The organism is Burkholderia sp. AU30198, from assembly GCF_020419825.1.
Classification (GTDB): domain Bacteria; phylum Pseudomonadota; class Gammaproteobacteria; order Burkholderiales; family Burkholderiaceae; genus Burkholderia.
Genome location: NZ_JAIZSA010000002.1, coordinates 532240 through 558459, shown reverse-complemented (window position 1 = coordinate 558459; position 26220 = coordinate 532240). Strand labels below are relative to the sequence as shown.

General features: G+C 55.0%; 26 protein-coding genes and 1 pseudogene. All 27 read left to right on the top strand.

Annotation, left to right across the window (positions count from 1 at the left end):
• The first annotated feature begins 69 nt into the window (after positions 1-69).
• On the top strand, positions 70-579 hold the full coding sequence (locus LGN19_RS08155; protein ID WP_122949599.1) for an OmpA family protein: 510 nt from the start codon (positions 70-72) through the stop codon (positions 577-579).
• A gap of 407 nt (positions 580-986) precedes the next feature.
• Complete coding sequence (locus tag LGN19_RS08150) at positions 987-3125, top strand: type VI secretion system Vgr family protein (protein WP_226213905.1); 2139 nt, start codon at positions 987-989, stop codon at positions 3123-3125.
• 17 nt (positions 3126-3142) lie between these two features.
• Positions 3143-3601: a DcrB-related protein gene (locus LGN19_RS08145; RefSeq protein WP_174956003.1), complete on the top strand. Its 459-nt coding sequence runs from the start codon at positions 3143-3145 to the stop codon at positions 3599-3601.
• Complete coding sequence (locus LGN19_RS08140) at positions 3598-7890, top strand: RHS repeat-associated core domain-containing protein (protein ID WP_226213901.1); 4293 nt, start codon at positions 3598-3600, stop codon at positions 7888-7890. The genes LGN19_RS08145 and LGN19_RS08140 overlap by 4 nt, the downstream gene beginning before the upstream one ends.
• Positions 7891-7895: 5 nt before the next feature.
• Positions 7896-8285: a hypothetical protein gene (locus LGN19_RS08135; RefSeq protein WP_143331071.1), complete on the top strand. Its 390-nt coding sequence runs from the start codon at positions 7896-7898 to the stop codon at positions 8283-8285.
• A 39-nt stretch (positions 8286-8324) separates the two neighbouring features.
• Entirely contained in the window at positions 8325-11180 is a 2856-nt protein-coding gene (locus LGN19_RS08130; RefSeq protein ID WP_226213900.1) for an RHS repeat-associated core domain-containing protein, read from the top strand.
• A gap of 1 nt (position 11181) precedes the next feature.
• Positions 11182-11808: a pentapeptide repeat-containing protein gene (locus LGN19_RS08125; protein ID WP_226213898.1), complete on the top strand. Its 627-nt coding sequence runs from the start codon at positions 11182-11184 to the stop codon at positions 11806-11808.
• Between the two features lie 176 nt (positions 11809-11984).
• Entirely contained in the window at positions 11985-12239 is a 255-nt protein-coding gene (locus tag LGN19_RS39885; protein WP_080741494.1) for an energy transducer TonB, read from the top strand.
• A 176-nt stretch (positions 12240-12415) separates the two neighbouring features.
• Positions 12416-12835, top strand: a complete 420-nt coding sequence (locus LGN19_RS08115; RefSeq protein ID WP_264172950.1) for a hypothetical protein — start codon at positions 12416-12418, stop codon at positions 12833-12835.
• 9 nt (positions 12836-12844) lie between these two features.
• The gene (locus tag LGN19_RS39770; RefSeq protein ID WP_226213896.1) at positions 12845-14059 is read left to right on the top strand and encodes an RHS domain-containing protein; all 1215 of its coding nucleotides are present in this window, start codon (positions 12845-12847) and stop codon (positions 14057-14059) included.
• A 45-nt stretch (positions 14060-14104) separates the two neighbouring features.
• On the top strand, positions 14105-14755 hold the full coding sequence (locus LGN19_RS08105; protein WP_319000627.1) for an RHS repeat-associated core domain-containing protein: 651 nt from the start codon (positions 14105-14107) through the stop codon (positions 14753-14755).
• The gene (locus LGN19_RS08100) at positions 14752-15189 is read left to right on the top strand and encodes an immunity 26/phosphotriesterase HocA family protein (RefSeq protein WP_226213894.1); all 438 of its coding nucleotides are present in this window, start codon (positions 14752-14754) and stop codon (positions 15187-15189) included. Before LGN19_RS08105 ends, LGN19_RS08100 begins: the two co-directional genes overlap by 4 nt.
• A gap of 85 nt (positions 15190-15274) precedes the next feature.
• Positions 15275-15817, top strand: a complete 543-nt coding sequence (locus LGN19_RS08095) for a hypothetical protein (RefSeq protein WP_226213893.1) — start codon at positions 15275-15277, stop codon at positions 15815-15817.
• Between the two features lie 121 nt (positions 15818-15938).
• Positions 15939-16550, top strand: coding sequence for a hypothetical protein (locus LGN19_RS08090; RefSeq protein ID WP_226213891.1), 612 nt, complete (start codon positions 15939-15941; stop codon positions 16548-16550).
• Positions 16551-16631: 81 nt separating this feature from the next.
• A complete protein-coding gene (locus tag LGN19_RS08085) occupies positions 16632-17225 on the top strand; it encodes a pentapeptide repeat-containing protein (RefSeq protein WP_226213890.1) in 594 nt (197 codons plus the stop codon).
• A gap of 386 nt (positions 17226-17611) precedes the next feature.
• A pseudogene (locus LGN19_RS39880) lies at positions 17612-18070 on the top strand (RHS repeat-associated core domain-containing protein); the annotation flags it as partial.
• Between the two features lie 19 nt (positions 18071-18089).
• The gene (locus LGN19_RS08075) at positions 18090-18581 is read left to right on the top strand and encodes a hypothetical protein (RefSeq protein WP_226213888.1); all 492 of its coding nucleotides are present in this window, start codon (positions 18090-18092) and stop codon (positions 18579-18581) included.
• 189 nt (positions 18582-18770) lie between these two features.
• Positions 18771-19334 carry a hypothetical protein gene (locus LGN19_RS08070; RefSeq protein WP_226213887.1) on the top strand — a complete coding sequence of 188 codons (564 nt, stop codon included), beginning with the start codon at positions 18771-18773 and terminating at the stop codon, positions 19332-19334.
• A 171-nt stretch (positions 19335-19505) separates the two neighbouring features.
• Positions 19506-19928 (top strand): hypothetical protein, encoded by a 423-nt coding sequence (locus LGN19_RS08065; RefSeq protein WP_226213885.1) that lies wholly within the window; start codon positions 19506-19508, stop codon positions 19926-19928.
• Between the two features lie 43 nt (positions 19929-19971).
• A complete protein-coding gene (locus tag LGN19_RS08060; RefSeq protein WP_226213884.1) occupies positions 19972-20490 on the top strand; it encodes a hypothetical protein in 519 nt (172 codons plus the stop codon).
• A 346-nt stretch (positions 20491-20836) separates the two neighbouring features.
• On the top strand, positions 20837-21181 hold the full coding sequence (locus tag LGN19_RS08055) for a hypothetical protein (protein ID WP_226213883.1): 345 nt from the start codon (positions 20837-20839) through the stop codon (positions 21179-21181).
• A 246-nt stretch (positions 21182-21427) separates the two neighbouring features.
• A complete protein-coding gene (locus LGN19_RS08050) occupies positions 21428-21691 on the top strand; it encodes an RHS repeat-associated core domain-containing protein (RefSeq protein ID WP_226213882.1) in 264 nt (87 codons plus the stop codon).
• A gap of 386 nt (positions 21692-22077) precedes the next feature.
• Entirely contained in the window at positions 22078-22662 is a 585-nt protein-coding gene (locus tag LGN19_RS08045; protein WP_226213881.1) for a hypothetical protein, read from the top strand.
• A 166-nt stretch (positions 22663-22828) separates the two neighbouring features.
• Entirely contained in the window at positions 22829-23593 is a 765-nt protein-coding gene (locus tag LGN19_RS08040) for a hypothetical protein (RefSeq protein WP_226213880.1), read from the top strand.
• 264 nt (positions 23594-23857) lie between these two features.
• The gene (locus tag LGN19_RS08035; protein ID WP_226213879.1) at positions 23858-24481 is read left to right on the top strand and encodes a hypothetical protein; all 624 of its coding nucleotides are present in this window, start codon (positions 23858-23860) and stop codon (positions 24479-24481) included.
• 427 nt (positions 24482-24908) lie between these two features.
• Entirely contained in the window at positions 24909-25262 is a 354-nt protein-coding gene (locus LGN19_RS08030; protein ID WP_226213878.1) for a hypothetical protein, read from the top strand.
• A 170-nt stretch (positions 25263-25432) separates the two neighbouring features.
• Entirely contained in the window at positions 25433-26020 is a 588-nt protein-coding gene (locus LGN19_RS08025) for a hypothetical protein (protein WP_226213876.1), read from the top strand.
• The last annotated feature ends 200 nt before the right edge of the window (positions 26021-26220 follow it).

Genomic DNA, 26220 nt, shown 5'->3' with positions numbered 1-26220 from the left:
CTGCGGGCGAGGCCGCGGCAGTGGGTTGAAAGAGCGCTCGCGATGCGGGTGCAATCGAAGGGGTCAATGATGAACAACATGTTTCCGGTGGGCATTGGGCGCTTGTGCGTCGGCAGCGCGCTGCTTTTGTGCATGCTGCTCGGAGGTTGCAAGGCGCCGCCGCTTCATCGTGGGTTGACGCAGACGCAGGTCACGGCGCTCAAGTCGGCCGGCTTTCAGGAAACCGAGCAGGGTTTCGAGTTCGGCTCGACCGGGCCGATCCTGTTCGATTTCGATCGCTACAACCTCAAGCCCGATGTGCGGCGGATCGTCGAAAGGATCGGTCGCACGCTCAGGTCCGCCGGAATCAACGGCGTACGGGTCTATGGCTACTCGGATGAGGAAGGCGTGGACGAGTATGACCTCGAGTTGTCCAGGCGGCGGGCGGAGGTCGTTTCCCTTGAACTGATCGACGTCGGGCTGGATGCGAAGCGCATCGCGGTCGTCGGAAAGGGCAAGAGCGATCCGGTCGGGGACAACAAGACGTCGGGAGGCCGCGCGCAGAACCGGCGGGCGGCGATCGTGGTGTCGCCGCGGTGACGGGGCGGTTGCCTCGATCGGGGAGGCGGGCGGTTGCCAGCGGCGGAAATCACGCTATCGAACGCGTTGATCGATTGAGTGTCGCCGCACCGCCGCGCCTTCGTGCGCCCGGTTCCTTCCCGGGAGTCCGCTCAATTTCATCGTGACAGGGGGCGATGCGTCGCCCCGTACGGATCTGTCACACGTCTCATGCAGATTGTGTCGTGTTCCGCGCGTGCCGGCGCGGTGCTTCGGCATGGGCAGCCGCGTTTGGTCGGCCAGCCGCCAGTCCGCGTTTTTGTATTATCGAGGGCCCGAACGGAAACGTTTGCGGGCGTCTTTCACGCGTCCGGGTTTTGTCCTACATTATCGGGGCTTCGGGCCGGTCAGCCGGCATCTGGAACCTGAGAACACAAGAAGGAACAAGAATGAGTTTCGCTCCGAACGGGGGTATTCCCACTGGATTGGGCGGCAGTGCGTTCGGCTCGTTGAGCGCGCTCGGCGGGCTCGCCGGCCCGGTTGCGTCGAGTGTCGCCGGCAGCCTCGGGCCGCTCGCGGGCCTGGCCGGGCACGTCGACACCGTCCAGCGCGCGATGCAGCTCGCGCAGACTGGCTTCTCGCTGATGGACAAGACGCCCGGCGCGATCGCCGAGGCGATCAACGGCGCCGCCAATCCCGCGCGCCTGACCCAGCTCAACCGCTACGTGACGCTCGATACGCCGCTCGGCCCGGACGTTCTCCTGGTCAGCGCGGCCGTCGTCGACGAGCACGTGAACCGGTTGCCGGAGATCCACCTCGACCTGCTGTCGCATCGCCACGACCTGCGCCCAGAGGACCTGATCGGCCAGCAGGTGAAGATCCGGTTCGACCAGCAGGCGCGCCTGTCGACGCTCGAGCGCGTCGTCGCGTCGGGCGCCGTCGACAACGACCGGTACTTCGACGGCTATGTGGCGTCGTTCGACCGGGCCGGCAATCCCGGGAACGTCACGCAGTATCACCTCACGGCGGTGCCGTGGTTCTGGTTCCTGACGCGCTCGACCGACTGCCGGATTTTCCAGAACAAGACCGCGCAGGACATCCTCACCGAGATTTTCCAGGAGCACGGTTTTTCCGACTTCGTGTTCGATATCCGGACGAACGAGAAGCCGCTCGAGTATGTCGTGATGTACCAGGAGAGCTACTACAACTTCTGCGCGCGGCTGATGGAGCAGGAGGGGCTGGTCTGGACGCACCGCTACGAGAAGGACAGGCACGTTCTCGTGATCGGCGATTCGAATCTGCTGTTCCGCCCGATCGACGGGCTCGCGACGGTGCCGTTCGCGGCCACCGAGGCGAGTGAGGACAGCGGCATTGACCAGCTGCACGAAGGCCGGCGCTTTGGCGTCGGCAAGGTCACGTTCCGCGACTTCAACCACCAGAACCCTTCGTCGCCGCTGATGCTGGTGGAGGCCGGGTCGCAGAACCTCAAGCACGCGCGGCTCGACGCGACCGAGCGGTTCGAGCACCAGTCGCTGTATGACCATGGCGACGACGGCAACCGCTACGCCCGTTTCGCGATGGAGGCCGAGGAGGCGCAGGCCCATCGCTTTACCGGCGGCGGCTATGCGTGGCGCATGACCACGGCCGGAGCCGTCACCGTGGCGAATCACCCGGTACTCGCGAACAACCAGGAATACGTGATCCTGCAGGTGCGTCACGAGGCGGTGAACGACTACACGCAGCACAGCGCCAAACTGCCGTACCGCAACAGCTTCGCGTTGCTGCCGAAGAAGGTGCCGTATCGCGCGTCGCGCGGCACGCCGAAGCCGGTGATTCACGGCACGCAGTCGGCGATCGTCGTCGGGCCGAAAGGCGAGGAAATCTATACCAACGGGAGCGCCGTGAAGGTGCACTTCCCGTGGGACCGGCGCGGCAAGAAGGATGGCTCCGATTCGATGTGGGTGCGCGTCTCGCAACCGTGGGCGGGCGACGGCTGGGGCGCGGCCGCGATTCCGCGGATCAAGCAGGAAGTGCTGGTCGCGTTCAACCAGGGCGATCCGGATAACCCGGTGATCGTCGGCCGCGTGTTCAACGGCGAGCAAGGTAATCCGTATCACGGTGCGGCCGGCCAGACGATGGGGATCAAGAGCCAGACGCACAAGGGGCAGGGGTCGAACGAAATCCGCATGACCGACACGAACGGCATGCAGGAATTCTTCATGCACGCGCAGAAGGACATGAACACCGTCGTCGAGAACAACGAGACGCACAAGGTGCTCGGGCCGATGCGTACCGTGCTGGTGGCGACGGGCAGCGAAGAGAAGCAGATTCCGCAGGGCAACCTGACCGAGACGATCGCCGAGAAGCGCAGCACGACCGCGACCACCGTCGAGGTGATGACGCCGGCCAAGGATGGGGGCGGCGGTACGCAGGTCTACGTGGCCGAACGCGGCATCCTGCTGAAGGTGATGGACAGCTCGATCTCGCTCGCGCCGGAAGGCATTCGCCTCGAGCACAAGGGCTCCGTGATCCTGATGACCGACGACGGCGTGATGGTCAACGGCCAGCGCATCGATCTCAACAAATAAAACGAACGAAACCAGCCATGCACTACGCAATCCACGAAGGCACCTTCGAACTGCCGGACGCGGCGCTCGACCGTACGGTCAACATCCTGATGATGAACGCCGGCCCCGGCGGCCTCAATCTCGTGATCGCCCGCGGGCGGTTGCGTGACGGGGAGAATCTCGACGCGTTCGTCGCGCGCGAATGGGAAGTGGCGTCGCGCGACGCGAAGATGTTGACCGAGACGGCGCGTCGGCCGGTGACGGTCGGTTCCCGAGCCGGCATTCAGATCGATTCCACGCTTGAACGGGACGGCAGGCTCTGGCACCAGGTGCAGACGATGTTTCCGTCGGACGACGCCGGCCGCGTGCTGGTGATGACGTTGACCAGCGCCGCACCGCTGACCGAAGAACAGCAGGCGATCGCTGAGCGCATGCTCGCCAGTTTCCAGCCGCGCGCGGCGCGGCCGTCCCTGCTCGGGCCGGGTGACGCGTCGTGAGCGCGGAAAACTTCGCGGCCGCTCGCTTCGAAGATCCGATCCAGCACACGTCGTTCATGGGTGAGCTTGTCGGCACGGTCGGCTCCGTGGTCGGCGGCGCCATCGTCGGTGCATTGGTGGCGGAGGCGATGGAAGGGCTGGTGTTCGCCGGCCTCGCTGCGCTCGAGATCGGCACGATGGGGCTGGCGACACCGCTCGTGATTGCGATCGGCGTGGGCGTGGCGGTCGGCTCCGGCGCGCTGATGGAAGCGAGCGGTATGAACGAGGCCATCGACGACGGCGCGAAGGCGCTGGCCAATTCGATCGTGCCGCCCGTGATCAAAGGCAAGATCGCGAGCGGGTCGGGGAACGTTTACGTCAACAACAAGCCGGCTTCACGGGCGGCGAAGCCGGGCGATCTCGATACCGTTGCGTGTACCGATCATCCCGGGCCGCAGATGATTGCCGACGGGTCGGGCAGCGTCTATATCAACGATCAGCCGGCTGCGCGGGTTGGCGACAAGACGACGTGCGACGGGACGATTGCCGAAGGCTCGGACAACGTCTTCATCGGCGGTGGGACGCAGCGGGTGCGGGACGTGAAGTCGGCCACGCGGCTCGGGTGGCTGGGGGCGGCGCTCGGTATTGCGCTCGCGGTGTGTGGCCGCGGGAAGATGAGCTGGGGCGACTTTCTGAAGAGCAAGGTGCCGTGTCTTGCAGTCAATTTTGCGGCGAGTGCGTTCGGTACCTGGCTGGGTAGTCTGGCGCGGCCTTCGGCGGGGCATCCGGTTAACGTCATCACCGGCAGCAAGGTTCTCGATGGCACGGACGATACCGACTTCGTGCTGCCCGGGCCGCTGCCGATCGTTTGGCAGCGCTTCTATAGCAGCCTCGATGATCGTGCCGACAGCCTGTTCGGGACGGGATGGAGCGTGCCGATCAGCGTCGAGTTGCGGCTCGCGCGCGAACATGACGAAGTTGCATCGATCACGTACTGGGACGAGCAGGGGCGCGATATCGTGTTTCCGGCGGTGCCGCCGGGTGAGAGCCATTTCAGCGTGCCTGAAGGCATTTACCTGATCTGCACCGAGGGTGGCCACTATGTGGTCGAAACGGTCGACGGTGTGTATCGCGATTTCGGCCGTGCTCGTACCGATGCGGGTAGCGAAGCGCTCAAGCTGAGGCGTCTCGAGGATCGCAACGGTAACTGGATCGAGGTGGAGCAAGAAGCTCACGATGACGTCGTGCGGCCCGTTCGGTTGCACGATAGCGCCGGTCGCTTGCTGACACTGTCCTACGACAAGTTGCATCCGCAACGTATTGCCGCGATCGAATTGACCCGTGGCGTTGACGGTGAACAACCCGACACGCTGGTGCGGTACGCGTACAGCCATACCGGCGAACTGGTGGCCGTTACCGATCGTAGCGGCCATATCGGGCGACGCTTTGCATACGAGCATGGACTGATGGTCCAGCACACGCTGCGTGGCGGCCTGCAGTGTTTCTATGCGTGGCAGGGTGTTGGTCGCGATGCGCGCGTCGTGCGCCACTGGACCAACGACGGCGAAGCGTACACATTCGATGCGGACCTCGCGCAGCGTTCGGTGACGATTACCGATCAGATCGGTCGCGTTACGCGCTGGACGTGGAACGAGGATCAGCAGCCGACGAGCCATACGGATGCCGAAGGCCATGTATGGCAGTTGGAGTGGAACGCAAAGCGGCAGTTGGTCAGCACGACCGACCCGGCCGGGAGCACGACGCGCTTCGAATACGACGAGCGTGGGCGTCAGACGCAGCGCATCGACGCGCTTGGCCAGGTTGAGCGGACCGAGTGGAACGGGTACTACGACCTGCCTGTAGCGGAAACCGATCCGGCGAATTCGCGCTGGATTTACCGTTACGACGATCTCGGCAACCTGACGATGACGCGCGATCCGGCGGGTTTTGCGACCGAATATCACCGGGACGAGCGCGGGCTGGTGCATACGATTCGCGATGCGCGGGGTGGGTACAAGTTCCTCGAGTGGAATGGCCGCGCGCAGTTGACGTCGTATACCGATTGTTCCGGCAAGGTCACGCGGTTTTCGTATGACGCGCGTGGTGCGCTCGCTCGTGTGACCGATGCGGCCGGACAGTCGACCGTGTACGAAACGGATGCAATGGGGCGGGTCACGGGGATCGGGACGGCGGATGGTGCGCGTCAGACGTTCCGGTATGACGTGGCTGGGCGTCTCGTCGAAGTTGTTGATGCGAATCAGCGCAGCACGCGTTATGAGCTCAATCCGCGTGGATTGTTGTTGTCTCGCACGGATGCGGCTGATCGAGTTGTGCGGTTCGGCTACGACGATGCGTTCCGGCTCGCGAGCTTGACCAATGAGAATCGTGAGTCGTATCGCTTTCAGTATGACCGTCGAGACTTGGTGGCTGCACAGATCGGGCTCGACGGGCACAAGCGCACTTACGAATACGACGTGTGCGGCCAAGGTACGATCGTGCGGGATGGAACGATCGAGACGCGATACGAGCGCGATGCGATTGGACGACTGACGGCGAAGCAAACCACGCATGAACGATGTGAATACCTGTACGACAAGGCAAGCCGAATCGTGTCGGCCGAGTTGTACACGCTGGCTGCTCGTGGGCCGTCGCTGAAGAATCGGGTCAGCCTGAAGTACGGGGCGCGCGGTGAGGTGCTCGAGGAATACACGCCGACGGGCTGGCTTGCGCATACCTATGACGAGCTTGGTAACCGCGTCAGCACCACGATCTCGGGCGAGCGCACGATCGATTGGCTGCATTACGGTTCGGGGCACGTGCACCAGATCCGCGTTGACGGTACCGCAATTGCTGACATCGAGCGCGACGATCTGCATCGGGAAGTTCTGCGGACGCAAGGCAACCTTACGAGTCACTTCGGGTATGACGCGGTGGGCCGTCGTGCTCGACACGTTGCGCAGCGAGGCCGGTCGGCGGATGAGTTGCTTGCGAAGCAATGGCAATACGACGCTGCGGGAGAAGTGATCCAGAAGCGGGATCTGCGCTATGGCACGACAAGCTATCGGTATGACCCGACGGGGCGCATTGAACAGGCGGCCGGACCGGGGTTGCCGTCGGAAGTGTTTCGTTGGGATGCGGCGGCGAACCTGGTGTCGAGCGATCACCCCGGGGGCTTCGTTGAGCACAACCGGCTCAAGATGTTCGAGGACAAGCGTTTCGAGTACGACGTATATGGGCGGCTGGTTCGCAAGTTGAGTGGTCACGGGCCTTCCAAAGAACTGGCTCTCGAGTACGACGATTGGAATCAGCTCAAGACCGTCGTGACGAAGGACCGGCTTGGCATCGCGACGACGCATTTCGAATACGATGCGTTCGGCCGGCGGATTCGGAAGCTCAATGGGGGTTATGCGAGTACGGACTTCCTGTGGGATGGCATGCGGCTCGTGCAGGAGACGTACCACGATCGTCAGGGTGAGGAAGCGCTGACGTATTTGTATGAGTCCAACAGCTACGTACCGCTGGCGCGGATCGATCAGGCGGCGCCCGCGGCGAACGATGACGATGCGCGCGACACCGCCTACTATTTCCATAACGACGTGTCGGGGTTGCCCGAAGAGCTGACCGACGTCGACGGCGAACTGGTCTGGCAGGCTCGCTACAAGGTGTGGGGCAACGCGGTGCAGGAGGAGTGGATCGCGCGGGCGCCGCAGCAGCCAACACCGAAATGGGGTGATGTGCAAGCGATGGCGCCAGTGCCTGCTAATGTGCCGCGGGCGCAAAATCTGCGTTTCCAGGGGCAGTACCTGGACCGTGAGACTGGGTTGCACTACAACCTGCATCGGTATTACGATCCCGACATTGGTCGCTATATCAGCCAGGACCCCATCGGATTAGCGGGCGGGCTGAACCTGTATCAGTACGCCAATGGCAATCCGCTTGCGTGGATTGATCCGTGGGGGTTGGCGGCATGCGGAGGAAGCGCAAAGCAGGCGAACCGGGAATTAGATGCTGGTGCAAAAAAGGTTACCGTTTCATCTCGTTCCGAAGCCCAAAAATTGTTTATGGAACGCTACCTCGGCCATGATTACAAGAATATGACGGGGGAAAGTGGGCCATCGACAAAAAATATAATGGAGTATCAGACTGGTAAAGCCACGAAAAATGGAACTTACCATTGGGATGATGTCAAGGACCCGAACAACCCCGGTCGAGTTATGGGGCACGGTCCAGATAATCCGGATGGAGCTTTACCGCACTTGCAGGTCCACCAGTTGGATGGTGATGTTATTCATATTTTCTTTCCGTGGTGAAGCCGATGAACGTTGACTCTCGAAAATTCAAGAAGCTTTTGCAAGGGGAAATTCTTGTTAAAGAGCTTGCCTCGGAAAATCCATTGGAAAGGAAATGGATTGAAATTAAATTAAGTGAAAATTCTCAGGCGCCTTACCCGTTGAGAACTCCGCCTAATGCAATGCTTGGTGGATCAGAATTTAGGCCTGTTTGTGCGCCTGAAAATGCATCATTCAAGATTCGATATGCAATTTTTTTAAAGAGTGATATTGATAACGGGTTCGATCCTAACTATGACAAGGTTGGTTCCTATATTGATATCTCTTCAGTATCTGATTTGAATGAATTCCTTGAAAGAGAACGATTGAATTTGGAAGAGTTTGTTGACTCCGGGTCAACGGACTATCCAATGTAAGAAAAAGGACCGCTGGCCGCGGTCCTTTGTTCGTCTAGTTTGCGCTTCAAGAGCCACGCATGCTCATCCGAAGTCTGGGCCGATGAAGATCTGGCGATAGCGAAAGTCGAAGGAGAGGTAGACGCGCTCGCCGGGTTTGAATCCGAACAGTTCGGTCGCGTTACCCGCTGGACGTGGAACGAGGATCGGCAGCCGACGAGCCATACGGATGCAGAAGGCCATGTGTGGCAGTTGGAGTGGAACGCAAAGCGGCAGTTGATCAGCACGACCGATCCGGCCGGGAACACGACCCGCTTCGAATATGACGAGCGCGGGCGTCAGACGCAGCGCATCGATGCCCTTGGGCAGGTTGAGCGGACCGAGTGGAATGGGTACTACGACCTGCCTGTAGCGGAAACCGATCCGGCGAGTTCGCGCTGGATTTACCGTTACGACGATCTCGGCAACCTGACGATGACGCGCGATCCGGCTGGCTTTGCGACCGAGTATCACCGGGACGAGCGCGGCCTTGTGCACACGATCCGCGACGCTCGTGGCAGCTACAAATTCCTTCAATGGAACGCGCGTGCGCAGTTGACCGCCTATATCGACTGTTCAGGCAAGACCACCCGCTTCGCGTACGACGCGCGCGGTGTGCTCGCGCGCGTGACCGATGCCGCCGGCCAGGCCACCGTGTATGAAGCCGATGCGATGGGCCGCGTCATGGCGATCACGACGGCCGACGGCTCCCGCCAGATGTTCCATTACGACGACGCCGGCCGGCTCGTCGAAGTCGTCGATCCGAACCAGCGCCGCACGCGCTATGAACTGAATCCGCGCGGCCTGCTGCTGTCGCGCACCGACGCGGTCGATCGTGTCGTACGCTTCGGCTACGACGATGCATTCCGGCTAGCGAGCCTGACGAACGAGAACCGCGAGACCTATCGCTTTCGCTACGATCGCCGCGACCTGCTGGTCGAGGAAGTTGGGCTCGACGGCAACGCACGCGCGTACGAATACGATGTGCGCGGGCTGGGCATCGCGCTGCGCGAGGGGAAGCTCCAGACCACGTTCGAGCGCGACGCGATCGGTCAGCTTGTCGCCAAGCAAGCTGCCCGCGAGCGCTGCGAATATCGGTACGACAAGGCGGGCCGGATCGCATCGGGCGAGCTGTACGCGTTGACCGGCCGCAGTCCATCACTGAAGAACCGCGTCACCCTGAAATACGGCGCGCGCGGCGAGGTGCTCGAGGAGTACACACCGGCCGGGTGGCTGGCGCAGACGTACGACGAGCTCGGCAATCGCGTCAGCACGACCGTTTCGGGCGAGCAGACGATCGACTGGTTGCACTACGGCTCCGGTCACATGCACCAGATCCGCGTCGACGACACGGCGATCGCCGATATCGAGCGCGACGATCTGCACCGCGAGGTACTGCGCAGGCAGGGCAAGCTGACCAGCCAGTTCGGCTACGACGCCGTCGGCCGCCGCGCGCGAGCGGCAGCGCAGCGCAGTGCATCGGCGGACGCGCTTCTGGCCAAGCAGTGGCAGTACGACGCGGCTGGCGACGTCGTCCAGAAGCGCGATCAGCGCTACGGGACGACGAACTACAGTTACGACCCAACCGGCCGCATTGAGCAGGCGACGGGGCCAGGCCTGCCGTCCGAGGTGTTCCGCTGGGATGCCGCCGCGAACCTGGTATCGAGCGGCCACCCGGGTGGCTACGTCGAACACAACCGGCTCAAGATGTTCGAGGACAAGCGCTTCGAGTATGACGCGTACGGGCGGCTTGTGCGCAAGCTGAGCGGCCACGGCCCCGCCAGAGAGCAGACGCTCGAATACGACGACTGGAATCAACTGAAGACCGTCGTGACCAAGGACCGGCTCGGTGTGTCGACCACACACTTCGAATACGATGCGTTCGGCCGGCGGATCCGCAAGCTCAACGGCAGCTACACGAGCACGGATTTCCTGTGGGACGGCATGCGACTCGTACAGGAGATCTATCACGACCGCCTCGGCGAAGAGGCGCTGACGTACCTATACGAGCCGGATAGCTACGTGCCGCTCGCGCGGATCGATCAGGCGACGCCAGCGGCGAACGATGCCAACGCGCGTGACACGGTCTACTATTTCCATAACGACGTGTCGGGGCTGCCCGAAGAACTGACCGACGTCGACGGCGAGTTGGTCTGGCAGGCGCGCTACAAGGTGTGGGGCAATGCGGTCCAGGAGGAATGGATCGCACGAGCACCGCAGCGGCCGCCGCCGGTATGGGACGAAATGCAGCCAGCGGCAGCGCCGGCGCACGTACCGCGGCCGCAGAACCTGCGTTTCCAGGGGCAGTATCTGGACCGCGAGACGGGGCTACACTACAACACCTTCCGGTTCTACGATCCGGACATCGAGCGGTTCATCAACCCGGATCCAATCGGGCTCGCCGGCGGCACGAACCTGTTCCAGTACGCGCCGAATTCACTCGGATGGATCGATCCTTGGGGGCTTTCATGTGCGGACACCGCCGCACTGACGAAGCACGCGCAAGATACAAGGAGTGCAGTGTTGGCGCGCGCGAACAATGGCATGACCGACCGGCAGCTAGCGTCGATAGAGAGATCGTTGGACCGAGCGAAAACAGCTACAACTGAGGAAGGCAGGGCACTCCATCTCACGAGGGCCGCAACAAAAGAGCGGTTGTATGTTGGACAGCGAATGGACGCAGAATTTGAGATGCGAGTTGCCAACGATCCGTCATTGGCGCATCTCACAGTGACGAAGTCTGGGCAGTTCGGCGCCGACGTCGTAAATCGAAAGACAGGGAGCTGGTGGGATCTAACAACGGAAAATGATTGGAGCAGGGGCATGCACCAGGCTAAGTATGGAGATGGTGGGTCGGGATTATTCTGGGACCGATAAAATGGACGAAAGATTTAAAGGGGTTGGGTGGGATTTTAAGACGTCTATTTCCAATGAGAAATTTGACGGGTTTGACTTTTCGGAGACCGATTTTAATCATCCGGTTTTCGATCGCGTTGAATTCAACGATTGCGTTTTCGTTCGTTCTATTCTGAATGACGCCAGGACATATGGATGTGTATTCCGAAATTGCTCATTCTTGGGTGTTGATCTGAGAACCATAACATTGGGGGCTAGGGGTGGTATTTTTGAAAAATGTAAATTTGACAAATGTGATTTCCGTGGTGGGATGTTTTTCCGTCCGGAATTCATTGAGTGCTCGTTCTCAAACTGCAAGTGGAAGGGGGTAGATTTTAAAGCGAGCTACCTGGAGCGTTGTAAATTCTCGGGTAAGCTGCAGGACGTCGTTTTTCGGGGTAGATACACGGATGATTTGACGGAAGGGGCCAGATTTAATTCTATGACAGGAGTTGATTTTTCCAGTGCTATATTGGGAGAATACGTGGCATTTGATGACTGTGATTTGTCAAGTGCTATCCCGCCAAAAGGAACATCTTTTGAGGTGTTGTTAAAAAAATCGGAGCTTAGGTCGGGGAATTATTTAATCACTGTCGGCAGCTCGAGCTGAATGTGTCCGTCCGATCGTTCGGCGCGTAGCGCAGTCCGGTTGTGCGTCGGGGTTGGGATCAGGATCACGGGCAACTCCTGCCGCTCCGACCAAGTACGAGGGCCTGTAGTTGGTTATAGCATCGACGCATAACGCCGGTACAAGTCCAATCAGGTCCGCTAGCAAAGAGAACGCCCATGTCATTGATTGATCGCATGTTGTCTCGAGCCGTCCCGCGATCGAGCGACGCCAACCGAAATGTGCTTGTCCGTGTTTGGCTCGACGAAAACGGTCGCGTCCGCGATCTGAAAGTGCGGCGTAGCTGCGGTGATCCCGCGCGCGACGAGCGAGCGCTCCATGCGATAGCCGTCAAGCGATTTCCGCGAGGCCAACTCGGGTCCGGTGGTGGTACTTCGCAACGCTGGCACGACCTCACCTACGACGGGGATTGAATTGCCGACGTCGGTTACCACCGAGCGCCTCGCCTGTCGTGTGATGAGCTAATGATCGACGCCGAACGCATGCCCCCTGGCAAACTGTGCAAGGTGTAGCGCAGCCTAGAAATCGTTGTTCGGTTCGAATTGCGCGGGGTGCGTACAAGTTCCTCGAGTGGAATGGCCGTGCGCAGTTGATCTCGTATACGGATTGCTCCGGCAAGGTTACGCGGTTTGCGTATGACGCACGTGGTGCGCTCGCACGTGTGACCGATGCGGCCGGGCAGTCTACCGTGTACGAATCGGATGCGATGGGGCGGGTCACGGGGATCGGGACGGCGGATGGTGCTCGTCAGGCGTTCCGGTATGACGTGGCTGGGCGTCTTGTTGAAGTTGTTGATGCGAATCAGCGCGCCACGCGGTATGAGCTCAATCCGCGTGGGCTGCTCTTGTCTCGTACGGATGCTGCTGATCGTGTGGTGCGATTCGGGTACGACGATGCGTTCCGGCTCGCGAGCTTGACCAACGAAAATCGTGAGTCGTATCGCTTCCAGTATGACCGTCGCGATCTGGTTGCTGAGCAGATCGGGCTTGATGGCCACATTCGCACTTAGGAGTACGACGTGTGCGGTCAAGGAACGATCGTACGCGATGGACTGATCGAGACGCGATACGAGCGCGATGCGATCGGGCGGTTGACGGCGAAGCAAGCCGCGCATGAGCGTTGTGAGTACCTGTACGACAAGGCGAGCCGAATCGCGTTGGCGGAGTTGTACACGCTGGCAGCTCGTGGTCCGTCGCTGAAGAATCGAGTCAGCCTGAAGTACGGTGCACGCGGTGAGGTCGTCGAGGAGTACACGCCGACGGGCTGGCTTGCGCATACCTACGATGAGCTTGGTAACCGTGTTAGCACGACGATCTCGGGCGAACGCACGATCGACTGGCTGCATTACGGTTCGGGGCACGTGCACCAGATCCGCGTTGACGGTGCTGCCGTTGCGGACATCGAGCGCGACGATCTGCATCGGGAAGTTCTGCGAACGCAAGGCAAGCTGACGAGTCACTTCGGGTATGACGCTGTTGGCCGCCGTGCTCGACACGTTGCGCAGCGAGGCCGGTCGGCGGATGAGTTGCTGGCGAAGCAATGGCAATACGACGCTGCGGGCGATGTGATCCAGAAGCGGGATCTGCGCTATGGCGCGACGAGCTACCGATATGATCCGACGGGGCGCATTGAACAGGCGTCCGGGCCGGGGTTGCCGTCGGAAGTGTTTCGCTGGGACGCGGCGGCGAACCTGGTGTCGAGCGATCACCCCGGGGGCTACGTTGAGCACAACCGGCTCAAGATGTTCGAGGACAAGCGCTTCGAGTATGACGTTTATGGGCGGCTTGTTCGCAAGTTGAGTGGTCACGGGCCTTCCAAAGAACTGGCTCTCGAGTACGACGATTGGAATCAGCTCAAGACCGTCGTGACGAAGGACCGGCTTGGTGTCGCGACCACGCATTTCGAATACGACGCGTTCGGCCGGCGGATTCGGAAGCTCAATGGGGGTTATGCGAGTACGGACTTCCTGTGGGATGGCATGCGGCTCGTGCAGGAGACGTATCACGATCGTCAGGGTGAGGAAGCACTGACGTACTTGTATGAGTCGAATAGCTATGTGCCACTGGCACGGATTGACCAGGGTAAGGCGGCGGCTAATGACGCCAATGCGCGGGACGCTGTCTACTATTTCCACAACGACGTGTCTGGGTTGCCGGAGGAACTGACCAACGCCGAGGGCGAGTTGATTTGGCAGGCCGGTTACAAGGTTTGGGGCAATGCGGTGCAGGAGTAGTGGATTGCGCGGGCTCCGCAGCAGTCGGTGCCGGAATGGGGCGAGGTGCAACTGGCTTCTGCAACACGTGCCCACGTGCCACGGCCGCAGAACTTGCGCTTCCAAGGGCAATACCTGGATCGGGAAACCGGGCTGCACTACAACACGTTCCAGTTCTATGATCCGGACATAGGACGGTTCATCAGCCCCGACCCAATCTCATTGCGCGGCGGGATCAACCTCTATCAATATGCGCCCAACCCGATAAGCTGGGTTGATCCTTGGGGTTTGACGCCCTGCCGTGGTCTGCCGTCAACACGTAAGTCCGGTGGTACTGGATCTAGTTATGATCGAGTCGACGGACAGGGACTTTATGTTTTGCATGATGGACAGAAAATCTTGTACGTCGGTAGAGGCGATGCGCCTTCGCGACTGGGAATTCATGCCAATACGCCAGGTAAGTCCCAGTTGGCACAGTTGACTATTTTCGATAATAATTTGACGAAATCTGAAGCGAAATTTTTGGAGCAGAAGATTATGGACTTGAATGGTGGTGCACAATCCACCAATCCGCTAACGAATCTTCTTAATCAGATTCGTTCGTATAGCCCCCAAAATCCTAATGCGAGCACCTGTGATATCGCGGGGCATAGTGCTGGATGGGGGCAGAAAATATTGAACGATACACTTTCTGTTTTACAAGGTCGCGGACTATGAATGTTGCATGCAAAGAGGGAGATATTTTTACCATTGAGTTGAATGATGGGAGGTTTGCCGTCTGCCAGATAGTTTTTTCCTCTCAAGGTAAATTTAAAAAAGCATTTGCTTTTTGTGTTTTGTCAATTCAGGAGGGGCGAGATTTTAATCTCGATAGAATTGATGACTTCCCCCCGATAACTTTCCTGAAATTCAAGAAGGAGGTCCGAGTTATATTTTCTGGTAATCAGTTTATTGCAAAAGGCGAGTGGCCAATTATCGGGAATTATGGTTTATCTGATGAAAAATTGAAAATGAAGATTTTTAATTATGCGGGTGGACTATTCAATGGGGATGAAGAGATAGAGCGCATTCCTGTTTCAGATTACGCAAAATACACAACGATGGACGTGTGTGGGTTTGATCTTGTCCAAAAGATACTCACGGAGAGATAACTCTCTATCAATATGTACTCAGGTCCGATTTCGTTGAAGGACTGATCGCATTGAACAGGCGGCCGGGCCGGGATTGCCGTCGGAAGTGTTTCGCTGGGACGCGGCGGCGAACCTGGTGTCGAGCGATCACCCGGGAGGCTTCGTAGAGCACAACCGGCTCAAGATGTTCGAGGACAAGCGCTTCGAGTACGACGTTTATGGGCGGCTGGTTCGCAAGTTGAGTGGGCACGGGCCGGCCAAAGAGCTGGCGCTTGAGTACGACGATTGGAACCAGTTGAAGACCGTTGTGACGAAGGACCGGCTTGGTGTCGGGACGACGCATTTCGAATACGACGCGTTCGGTCGGCGGATTCGTAAGCTCAATGGGGGTTACGCGAGTACGGATTTCCTGTGGGACGGCATGCGGCTCGTGCAGGAGACGTACCACGACCGTCAGGGCGAGGAAGCGCTCACGTACTTGTATGAGTCGAATAGCTACGTGCCGCTGGCACGGATCGATCAGGGTAAGGCGGCTGCTAACGACGCCAATGCACGGGACGCGGTCTACTATTTCCACAACGACGTGTCGGGGTTGCCGGAGGAGTTGACTAGCGCTGACCGGTACAGCAATTGCAGACATCGAGCGTGATGATTTGCATCGGGAAGTTCTGCGTACGCAACCGGCAATAAAGATATAGGAGAGGTGCTTGGGGCCCGAGGCGTTTCTTATGACGCAATATTCCATATGTTGAAATATCGGGGTGTGTAAGATGAATGTTGAGTTAAAGAAAATTTTTGAAAAGAGGTTGCAGGAAGTTCTCACGGAAAATATTTGCGAGAGTGGTGTAAAAGTATCGAGGGGTGAGATTCTTGTTGGCCAGGAAGAGGAGGGTAGAGGGCGTATTGGATTCCGGTTTCTGAAGAATACCAATGGCTATATCCTTTCTGCCTCCGCTGATTCTCGTGAACTACAAGATTTTTATAAAAATAGCAATCCACCATATAAGTCAAAAATACCGACAGGTTTCGTTCTTGCGATGAATACATCCATGGAAACGGTAAAGTTGTTCTCTCCTAATATCGGTGGCGCAGTTGATTTTCCGAGGAATGAGATGGAGGTTGAGCCGACGTGTCGGTGGATATGCGAAAAGGTGACGAATATTTATTTGCCTAGGGTGATCGATGTGGTGGCGGGTAAGCCGGGTTTGATTCGCGATGTAATGGAGAACCCCGGATACTATTCATATCCATTTTTGACCATCGTTTTTGCAGCGAAGAAAAATGGCATTGGGCTGGGTGAGCTCGATGTTGATTTTATTCTGGGAAGGAAAATATCGGTGAATAAATCGTTTGATGGAGATGTTCTGAAAAGGAATTTTTAAATTGGATGGGTGGTGATTTTTGGATGGGCTGGGTAAAATTGATCGATGAAAAAAATCATAGAAAATTCGAGATCGGTGAACATGAGAGACGAAATTAAGAAGCAACTCCGGTGGGATGAAAAATTATCCCAATCAACAAACCAAGAAATAGCGCTCGCGGTGAAAAGGCACAGCGCCCTACCATCGTCGCCGTTCGATAGAACGGAGGATGGGCTTGCCGACTTTCGTGGCTTTCCACTAAAGGTTCAGCTTTCGCGGATGGCGATTTCTGATGTTGATTTTTCTCACTCCATCTGTCTTTTGGCTGGGGCGTTGAATAATTGTAGTGTCATGCGGAGTAGGTTTTCTGGTGCTAAATTTGACGGAAGATTTGTCGGGGTTTTATTTGAAGATTGTGATTTTGAAAAGGTGTCATTGAAAAACGCGGCTCTAGGATCGGCATCTTTTTTAAATTGCAATTTCTCCGGTGCGAACATGATCGATGTGATGGCCAGAGGAGCCTTCTTCGCAAAGTGCTCATTTGATCGAGCAAACATGAAAAAGGCTGTACTCCTTGCTTGTACATTCAATGAGTGTACCTTCGATGGCGCGGAATTTCATAATGGATCTTTGGTTGGTTGTAAGTTTATCGGGAATCGTCCGTCTGATGATCAGTTGGGCAATACAATGATTTAGTTGAGATGGCTGTCACTGGATATTCGTTGATCTTGTAAAAATTAATTAGATAATATAAATCTTTCTGAGTCTCGGGTGCGGATATCTTGAATTTATTAATCGGGACCCACTCAGACCGTTTGTTGGAGGACGACCATCTTCGCAATGACGAGTCGGGGCTTTCGGGCGAACTGACCGACGCGGATGGCGAACTGATCTGGCATGCCCGGTACAAAGTAAGGAGCAGCACGCTCCCGGAGGCGTGGATCGCGTGGGCGCGCCAGCAGCCAACGCTGGAGTGGGGGATGTTCGAGTAGTGGCGCCAGTGCCAACTAATGTGCACCGGGCACACAATCCGTGTTTCCGGGAGCAGTACCTGAACTGCGAGAAAGGGTTACAACACGGTCAGGTTCTATGATCCGGACATCGGGCGCTTTATCAACCAGGACCCCATCTGGTTGATGGACAAAACTAGTCTCTATCAATATACGCTCAACCCGATCTCATGGATCGACCCGTTCGGGTTGTCTCCGTGCTCAAGCAACTCCACGTTCGGATCGTTTGAGGATTGCATGGCGCGTAGCCGTGGCAAGGCTGACGTGTATCTGAGATGTGCAAGGAGGCAAGTGCCAAATTATCTCCAGATAACGAAAGACAAGTCTGTGAGGCAAGCCCAAAATCCTGGTTGCAACCTCGGCTCGTTTACAGATGAGGTAGGGCTTCCGATAAATCCAGCGAGCACAGTTGGGCAGGCGATAACTGACGCAAAGTACGGTAAATTCTCGCGTATTGGCGATGGTATTGATTCGCGTCGATCATTGTGTAGCGTATGCTGTAGCGTGGAGTTGACGGTAGTTACCGGATAACGGATAGGGAACTGCTCTAATGAAGAAAGTGAAAATGAAGGAAGTGCTTGATCTCCTGGAGGGTGGGAAAAAGTCGAATCCTAAAAATGGAGACCTGTTTGTCATGTTTATGAGGGGAGTTGGATTCATACCGGGTCTCGTAGTAAAGGACAATTTCAAGTATGGCGCGGAGCGGCTTTGTGTGATTTATTTATACAACGAAATTTCGGATGAGAAGAGTTCAAAATTTATTTTGGATAAGAGCAACTTGATTGTTCCTCCTGAGCTTGTTACGACGATGGACTGGAGAGCAAAGGGAGGATTCGAAAATGTCGGGAGTCTCGATAATTCCGATATGGATGTTTTTCCGAATCATTGTTTTCATGATCGATTGAGGAGGCGTTATGTTGATGAAAATAATGTGATTTGCGAAAAATTTGAGCCGTGCGGAATTCGTTCGATTTCAAATATCGGATCGGTGGCTATAGGTATTTTTAAGAAGTTAAATCTCGATGTCGAGGTTATCGAATAATTTCGATTCAGATGAAACCAACATCTACCCGACGGGGTATGCCGGCATACTGTCACGGCCGTGAAAGGGACTACTTCGGAATCCGGCGCCTCGAACAAAGCGCCGATAGAGCATGGAACTATTGCTACTCGACGAAAGAGAGAAAGGAGAATGCTTTTGGCCATAAAGATGCCGACATTGCAGATCTTCATGACCATTGTCGATGAATCGGTGTTCTCGGACCTGCTGAAAGTACACATACCGAGTGTCAAGTTCGTCGACTCATTTCTCTGGAGTTCGCCGATCCCTCCGGTTTATGACAGCATGGTGGAATGTTGTGGGCATCCATTCTCAAATGTCGTGATCATTGACGAAACGATCTGCACCGTCGAGCGGTATGCGCGAGAGTTTGTTGGGCCTCATCCAGGAGGCGGTAGCTATTTGGGGGGGAACGTGGGCCCGGGAATGATTCAGTTTCAGCGATCGAGAAAGGCTGACTATGCTCCTGGGTCTCTACGTGACGGCAGGCTGGCGGCATCCTACGACCCGAACGCTGAGCAGGCAATGGACGTTTTTGTTAAGACGGTCTGGAAAGTGTTCAAGAAATTTGCTTACAAGACATACTTGGTCGACCGGGCCACTGGAACAGTGAGCGAAAACGCGGAAACCCGGTTTTTTGCCGGGCCGGATGCTGCAGTGCAGTTCAGTGGCTCGAACGGGAACTATCTAACTAACAACGCGTTCGCGTATTTTGTAGCTCGATCATCCAAGTAACCTAGGTCGATGTGCGCAAGCCATGGCCGGGTTGAAGCGGGCTGCTTCGGCAAATACGCCAGATTCCGGTGACTTGCCTTGCCCGCGATAGCTGTGACGAACCGGGTATAGCAAGATTCATCATCGACCTCAGGCCAATACGACCGCGCAGCTCACGATGAGGGAAGGGGAATGCTGAATAACATAATTGTTCCGGGAAGATCGCTGGGAGGAATTCTTCTCGGCGAGGAGGTTGAAAAAGTTGTAGATAGACTGAGTGAGATGCATCTGATTGAGTATTTGAATGAAAATACTTTGAAGGTTGATGGCGGAGTAATTACCATCTACCATGACTCTGAGAGCGGGTGTATAGAAAATCTAGCGTGTAATGCGGAATTTCAGGGCAGGTGTCAGGGGAAATTGTGGCCCGGGATGACTGTTGGTGACGTGTTGAAAATGACAGAAACGCAGATGGCATGGTGTGGATTCGTTCAGGTTGATGGCATAAAGGGAGTGGGTCTTCCGTTGCCGGGTGAATTTGACGATTTCGAGAAGTTGACTGACTTTCTGGACCGGAAATTTATTTTTAATGAGTTGTGGGTGTATTCATTTTGAAAATAAGTGTGTCATGCGGCAATCGGTGTATTCCGGAGGGGTTTTGACCAACTGTCAAGATTTGCACGCCATTTTTGAGAGGATGAAGTTGGAGTGGTCGGTTGAGCGAAAGGCCATCCACTTTGGTCGGGAATGCCCATTCTTATTAAAATGTTGCATATTTGACGGTATAGCAGGCGATGTCGCGATCGATGATATTCCGAATTCTGCATATGAGCTTGTAACACTTTGGCGAATTTCTGGTCGCGCAGATCTGTTCAAAGATGTTGGGTTTGGACAATGGGGGATCGAGGTATTGCCGCCTCGGGAGGCAGTTGAGGCGACTTTGAAGCAAAAGCTAATTCGTGGTCGGGAGTTTCTGGATGGTGATGTTGTTTTCGCTCGGTTCTATGGGGATTCTGAATTGTTGTTGATGGATTCGGAGGGGGCTGTTTACGTCAGTTTGCCTTTGGATGGGAGATGTAATTGGCCACGAGTGGCTGATTCATTGAAGATTTTTTTGGAAAGGCTGGTGGATCATCAAGGAGCAAAATACTGGGATGGACCGAAAGGTGTCTCTTGAGAAGGAGATTTGTTTCAGTGCGGCGTCTTCGTGTGAATCGAAAGACATGTCTCCGGAATTTATCGACAGATTCGCGTGTCGCTAGATTCCCCCTGATAACGCAATGATCTACGCATCCTCATCCGATGTGCCGCGTGCGCGCATTGACCAGGGTAAGGTCGCAGCTAGCAACGCCAATGCATGAGATGCGGTTTACTATTTTCACGACGACGATTTGAGAATGTCGAATAAGCTGAGTGGTACTGTAGACTAATTTGTTTGACAGGCTCGCTGCGAAATTTTTAAGGCAGCGCGGTGCCATTTTTGAAAATGGTAGTGATTTTAGATGATTCATGTGAGTGAGGATATGAAATCTTACAATTCTCTGGTTGAGTTGATAGAAGGTATCCCATTGTTGCCAGGAAGAGACTGGATTTATGTCAACTTGGATTATTGGAAAATTAATCCAGAGGATTCGAGATTCTTCCATATCCCGTGGGAATATATTCAGAATCTGGACGATGATGAAATTTATCTGGATGATGAAGATATGGAGATGCCGAAGGCGGTCGAGTCGTATAATTTGAGGTGTTGGATGTTGGTAAATCAGCTGGGCTATATTTTAGAAAATAAGGCCGGAAGTGCGTCGGATGTAAAGTGGTTTGTTGATGAGGTAAATTATTATCGTGAAAATGATCAATTTAAGTCTTAGTTTTTCGGAATTGATTCGTTTTTAAATGTTACCCGAGTCGGAGAGCTGGATAGCTCCGTGCCGCTCGTCTGTATGACCAGGGCGCGCTTGTGGCGCGATGCTGACGTACAGGACCTTTATAACAGCGTAAAAGGATGGTCGGAAGCACTGGCCAGCGCGAACGACAAGTCGATCTGGCACGTCCATCGAGTGGTTTAGGGTAGCGAGGCTCACGAGGAGCGGGTCGTGCAGGCTCGGTAGCTGCCGGTGCCAGGATGGGGTGAGGTGCAATTAGCTTCTGCGACGTCTGTCCACGCGCCACGGCGGCAAAACTTACGCTTCCAACTACAATGCCCGGATCGTCAAATCGGAGTCCACTACAACCCGCTCGGGCTCTATGATCCCGATATCGATCGTTTCATCAACCCCGATGAGATCGGCCTGAACGGTGGGCATGATCTATATGCGTATGCTGAGAGTTCACAGACACAGAGGGGTGCCTGGGTAACCAAGCGACCAAGGACCGCATGAACGGCGTCAGGGATCAGAATCTTGCTGGTGGTCCGACTAACCGACACGTTGTGCGGGGACGTGACGCACCTACAGGCGAGGCACATCGAGAGACAAATTCGTCACCGTTCAACGGAAATGGGTGACAGGACAGTCTCTATATAGACATAACATTCAGAGATGTCCAAGCCAATCCTGTTCATATCCAGACGGTAGACGCTGGGTCAGTGCACTGAACGTCTCAACGGGAGTGAGCGAGCACTAATCGCATCGCGCGACAGGATCCGAGTGCGATTGTCATCAGGCTAAGGGATGGACCTCGCGACTGAGAGACTTGAATACGGCGATAACGACACCCCAAACTACCACTACCCGACGAAAGAAAGGGGGCAATTTTGATCGCTAAGATGCCGACGTTGCAAACCTTCATGACGCGTGTTGACGAAGCAGTTTTCTCTGAATTGCTGAGAACGCATATTCCTCATGTCAAATTTATCGACTCGTACATATGGAATTCACCCGTTCCCCCTGTACATCGCAACATGTCCGAGTGTGGCGGGCAGTCCTTCTCCGATGTCGTGATTCTCGACGAAGCGATTTGTACTGTGGAGCGCTATACGTCTGAATTCGTTGCTCCTCATCCGAGCGGGTCTGGCTACATTGGATCTATGGAGGGGCCGGGGGCGATTCAGTTTCTACGGTCACGTGAAGCTAAATACGCACCGGGTAGCCTGCGAGATGGTCGCTTGGCGGCATCCTATGACCCAGAATTGGATGCGGCAACGGATCAGTTTGTTAAGATGGTTTGGAAAATATTCAAGAAATTTGCGATGAAGACGTTCTTGATTGATCGTGAGACTGGCGTGGTTAGAGGTAAGCCGGAAACCAGATTTTTTGCTGGGCCGGATGCAGCAGTGATGTTCGACGGATCGGAAGGGAACTATCTTACTAACAACACGCTCGCCTATTTCGTAGCAAAATCGTCCAAATAAATTATCTGTCCGATGCACTTGGAAAATGAGCGTGGGCGGCTAGTATTGAAATGCGAGGGCGCATATTAACGCTTCCGATTGCATAGCTTCCTTTGCGAGTATCATTCTCTCCTGGTTCACGCGATTCATGGACGTTTGATGTTTGAGATCACGTAAAGAGAAGCCGATGGAGTTGCTCGTGAAAAGAGAATATTTTCACTCCAAGACAGAATTTCCGTGTGGCGTGGGGGAAATTTTGACGGAGTTTATTAACGGTGTGGCCACTCGCCAGATTAACCATCCCGACAATGGCGTGTTCTACGCATCTTCATCTGTCCAGGACTGGAATCAAGATGTGGGTTTTCTATTGTTTGACGGAATGAAGGATGAGCTTGATATTTCGCCAAACGATGAAATTAAAAAGGAAGATTTCGAGAGTTGCTGGAAGATTGCCGTGGGTAATTCTCCGCAAGGACAATCGATCATCTACGAGGCTGGCGACGCAGTCGTGCCGCAGCAGAATTCGACCCTCATTGCTCACGTGGTAAATAATCGCGGGAAATGGGGGCGTGGCTTCGAGATTTCCCTTGGGGAAAAATACGCGGTCGCACGAGATAGTTATCTCGATATGTTTCTAGAAGGACAACGGCCTCCACTCGGGATGGTTCAGTTTCTGTCGGTGGATGGCGGAAAGCAAATATACGCCGCAAACATGGTTTCTCAAGATGGAATTTATGAAAATGACGTGATTGATGCTCAATGCATTTCACGCCCTGATCTCAGGAATTGCCTCACTCAAGTTTGCGAGTTCGCGTTGCTCAATCGACTTTCCGTGCAAATGCCAATGATCGGCTCCGGACTCGGTGGAGGAAGTTGGGACGTCATTTTAGATGAAATTGCTGAAATTTTTTCGTACTATAAATTGACTTGTACCGTGTTTAAATCTTTGTAATTGATTTTAATTGCGTGCCTTGAGGTACTCATGGATCCGTCGTTCAGGGTGTCGACATCGAAGAACCAGAAGTGCCCGAAGGAAATTCATGGAATAAATGAGGGCAAACTATCACTCGCTGCTCGTCGAAGAATGCCAATGGCGGTAATTTTAAGAAGGCAATTGACGTAATCCTGATGTGGCGCGGAGTAATTATGTGCCTCAATCATCTGCTTAAGAGGCGAGGTAAAGAAATCGGACTGAGTCACTGCGGAGGGTGGTGATATGGCATTGTTGAAAGTAAAACCCGGTGATGTTGTTGCGATCCCGTCGGAGATGAATGGTGAGTGGGGGTTTGTACTGTCTAGGGCAATTGTGGTTGGGGTGACCAATTGGATTGAGGTTTTTGATGATTTTAGTGTTGACTTCGATATAACGACAGAAGATGTGAGATCTAGGATTTCTTCTGAAAAGTCTCGTCTATTCAATCCAATTCTTGCATCTTTTGATTTCGGGAAATATTTTGGTTTGGTGAAGTGGCCAGTGCTATTGGCTGATCCTGACTATGCGCCCAGTCATTCGGATTTTTCGGAGATAGAGTTTGAGGGGGCGTCGTATGAAGAGTTGGGGATCTATTACAAAGGGGACGAGCGATTTTCGGAGCAGAGCGGGGTTCGAAGAAATCTAGAAGATATGACGATATACTCAAATCCGCAACTTGTTAGGCGTATAAATTTGCATCTTTCTGGGTATGTAGATAAGGGGGTGCCATGGAATTCGCGGCTGGTTAAGTCGATTATCGATAAGGAGGGGATGAAATGGTGGGTGGATGGGATAAATGCATGTAATGACAAGGCGGATGCGGTCGCACTTCGGTTTAAAGGGCAGCGCAGTAACAAGAGGCGGTGAAGCGGTAGTTTTCGATATGACTGCATCTCCAAGTTCTGCTGGGCATCGCAATGAAAGACAAAATTACCATTGAGGAGTGGAATAGGCAGGTGTTGATGTCGATGCAAGCAATGATTTGGATGCGATACGGCGGGCCGAAAGCCTCGTAAGCTCAATGGGGAGGCTACGCTAGTACGGATTTCTTGTGGAATGGCATGCGTTTCGTGCAGGAGACGTACCACGACCGTCAGGGGCAAAGGAGCACGGACCTACTTGTACGAGTCCAACAGCTATGCGCCGATTGTGTGGATCGGTCGAGCACATCGACAACGGAAAGTCGAGCCGCTCTAGGTACGGAAGAATCCTTGTGGAAATTTGCCGGGTATGCCATATAAGGAGCGATTGAGTATGACTGGCCGTCGGATAAATTCTAGAAAGAGGGGTGAAAATGACTGATCGCGATGAGCCGAGAAAAAGTGTCTCTTTAAAAGTAGGTGAAATCATTGCTCTGAAGAAGGCAATAATGTACTTGAAATTTTCCTGCACGGATGCGGAGGCTGATATTTTTGCAGCCAGCCCGCTAATTAACGGGGCATTTGAAAGCCTTATTAGTGCGGATGATCTCGGTGAGATGGAGGTCAAGTTTTACCAGAAGGGTAGCAAGGAAAACGAGAGGTATGTGCTTTCAAGGATGGGCGAAATTGAGGCTCGTGACGGGAAGGAGATGAGTGAAGAGCTGAAGAGGGGAATTTACGAAGCATGGGTGTACCCGTTCCGTTTGACGAGCGATTTTGATAAATGACTTATTGGAAAGCGGCAGGCGATCGCCGACGGCACGCTCGCGAGTTTCCAGTCGCACGCGGCCCGACTGCCCCTGCTTGGGTCAGATGGCGCTTCACGAGTGCGTAAAAAACGTGTGCGAAGTGACCGGGAGTGGCCCCCGGCAACGGGCCCATACAGGAATTTCTGACAATGAACTCGATGGATGTTTTGAAGAAGTTTGTCTCCGGAGAAATGAGCCCACTAGAGTTTGAGAAAATTCTTTGTGTAGATAAGAATTTGGAAGACATATTATCCGAAAGCCCTCCGATTCCTCCTTATGCGGAAGAGGGAGGGCTCTATTTGTTTTTGGTATCTAGTAGCTACCGATCTTTGGGTGCCATTTGGGATGCTCAAGATGCGGTACATCAGTTTCTGCACGCGCGTGGGGTAAGCGTGATGCCATCAAACAAGATCCAAAGCCAGAAGGGAGAAATGCGTAAGGTTCTGCCAAAATGGTTGCGAATCTCTGACGAGATGTATGGCGAGATTCGACAGAGTGCGGCCGGATTGGCCGGCGCTGAGCTTATTTCATTTATGAAGGGTGAAATGGAGCGGCGTTTTGTTTGCTTGAGTAAGCCTCCAAAATGGATTCAGGATGAATTTTGGCCTGTCTCGGATGGAGAGCCGTTGATTTTTGTTGGTCAGCTTGATGTCTCTAAAGTTCGTCACGACACGTCGTATGTTTACGTATTCTTAGGCAAGTCTGGTAAGTACGTCACGATTGAACAGTCTATGTGAGTGTTCACGGGGCAGAGTGAAATGGCGACCTGGGGGCGCAGGGCATTAGTCAAATCTGTTTGAGAATTAACGCATTGGATGGTTTTCAAGCTGTCGGATTTTGGAATCGTGAAAGTAAGGTAAAGTCAGGCCTGATGCTCGGCGAAGACAGCTTAACGAGAATCACCTGTTCCATAAAAGATTCCGTTGATCGCCTTGCA